The 2,307-nt window shown below is 71.0% G+C and carries 1 protein-coding gene; it reads right to left on the bottom strand.

Features of this window, described 5'->3' with window-relative positions; genetic code table 11:
* A partial coding sequence (locus AB0469_RS41065) for a condensation domain-containing protein (protein ID WP_366456719.1) occupies nt 1-2,307 on the bottom strand: 2,307 nt, incomplete at both ends.

Below are 2,307 nucleotides of genomic sequence, written 5' to 3'. Positions count from 1 at the left end.
GGCCTCGAACAACCTCGGCAGCACCTCCCCGGACACCTCCCACGCCGAATCGTTCCACTCGACGACCATCCGGTGCCGCTCACCCGCATCCAGGACCTCCACGTCCTGGAGCGGGGTGCGGGGCGACTCCTCCAGGGCGTCGATCAAGTTCCGCGTGGTGGCGTGCACCAGAGCGCACACCGATCCGGGGTCAACGGGGCTCGCCGCCTGGACGGTGAGCGTGAATCCGGAGCCGTTGTCGTCGATGGCGACGGCCAGCGGGTAGTTGGTGCGCTCCTGGATGTGGAGCAGCTCGGTCCCTTCCAGTGCCGTGGGGCGATCGGTTCCGCCGGCGTGCCGGTAGTTGAGCAGTGAGGTGAACAGCGGTGTCCGCGCCGGGACGCCGCTCGCCTGCTGGGCCAGGGACAGCGGCGCGTGCTCGTGGACCAGCAGGTCGGCCAGCTGCCGCTGCATCGCGCCGATCGCATCCGCCACTGGGGCGGTGGTGAGCGTGCGGACGGGCAGGGTGTTGATGAACAGGCCGGGGGTGCGGTCGGCGCCCGCTCCGGCGTGCATACGGCCGAACAGCACCGTGCCGAAGACCACGTCGTCACGGTGGGAGGTGGCGGCAGCGATCCGTGCCCAGGCCACGTGGAAGAGGGTGGCCGCGCTCACGCCCAGTCGGCGCGCCTGTTCCCTGAGCTTCGCCGCGAGCGCGTCGTCCAGCGGCAGGGTGGCCTCCGTGACGCTCGCGCCGTCGCCGGTCACGTCCAGGAGCCCGAACGGGGCGGTCGGCTCGGTCACCTCGCCGAGCAGTTCGGTGAAGAACCGTTCGTGTTCCTCGCGCGGGACGCGCAGCCGGGCTTGCGCGACGAAGTCACGGAACGGCAGCGGCTCGGGCAGCCGGTCTTCACGCCCCTCGACGAACGCATGGACCTCCTTGAGGACCGTTTCCAGCGCCGTGTGGTCCTGGATGAGGTGGTGGACCTGCAGGAGCAGCAGCCAACGACCGCCGGTTCCCGGGTCCGCGGCGAGCCGGGCCCGCAGCAGGGGCGCCCGGCTGATGTCCATCGACCGGCTGCCGGACGCCAGCAGCTGATCCACCGGTCCGGAGTACGCGTCGGTCCCGCCGACGCGGAGTTCGACGAGCTCGACCGGCAGCGGGGCTCGGCGCAGCACGACCTGGACGGGTTCGCGGAGGCCCTCCCAGACCACAGCCGTGCGCAGGATGTCGTGCCGGTCCACCACCTTCTGCAGGGCGACCAGGAAGTCGTCGACCCGCTGCCTGGAGTCGAAGCCGAGGACGGTCGGCAGGACGTACACGTCTCCGCCCTCGTCAGTGCCCATCAGGTGATGGAAGAAGATGCCCTCCTGGAGCGGGGCCAGCGGATACACGTCGGCGACGTTCGCCGCGCCCCCGGGCACGGTCGTGCCGATCCGGTCGATCTCGTCGGCCGTCAGCTCCACCAGCGGCAGCATGTCGGGTGTGATCGCCTCGGCCCCTGCCGGGATCCGGTTCGGTGGCACGAAGACATCGCTCCGGCCGACCACTGCGGCAAGTCCGGCCACGGTGGGGGCGGCGAACAGCGTCCGCACATCGACCGGGACACCACGCCCTCGTAGGCGTTCCACGAGCGACACCGCCAGCAGTGAATGACCGCCGAGCTCGAAGAAGTTGTCGTCGACCCCGACCTGCGGCAGGCCCAGCACCTCGGCGAAGACCTGGCACAGGACCGCTTCCCGCGCCGTCGAGGGGCCACGGTCCGACACCTCGTACACCGGGGCGGGCAGGGCCTTGCGGTCCAGCTTCCCGTTCTGGGTCAACGGGAGCGCGTCCAGAACGACGATCGCGGACGGGACCATGTACTCGGGAAGCACACCGGACACGTCAGCGTGAAGCGCGGCAGCGTCCGCCGAAGCCCCTGCCGATGCCGGGACGACGTAGCCGACGAGGCGTTTGTCACCGGGCCGGTCCTCGCGCACGAGTACGGCGGCCTGCGCCACCGAGGCATGCGCGGCCAGTACGGCCTCGACCTCGGCCGGCTCGACACGGAAGCCCCGGATCTTGACCTGGTCGTCGGCCCGGCCGATGAACTCCAGGACACCCTGGCCAGTCCATCGCACCAGGTCGCCCGTACGGTACATCCGCGATCCCGCGGGACCGTAGGGATCCGCGACGAACCGCTCGGCGGTCAGACCGGCGCGGTTGAGGTAGCCGCGGGCCAGACCCGCTCCCGCCACGTACAGCTCGCCCGCCACACCCGCGGGAACCGGCTGAAGCGCCCGGTCCAGGACGTACACACAGGTGTTGTCCAGCGGCCGCCCGAT

The organism is Streptomyces sp. NPDC093801 (assembly GCF_040701585.1).
Classification (GTDB): Bacteria; Actinomycetota; Actinomycetes; order Streptomycetales; family Streptomycetaceae; genus Streptomyces.
This window is presented reverse-complemented; position numbering and strand designations above follow the sequence as displayed.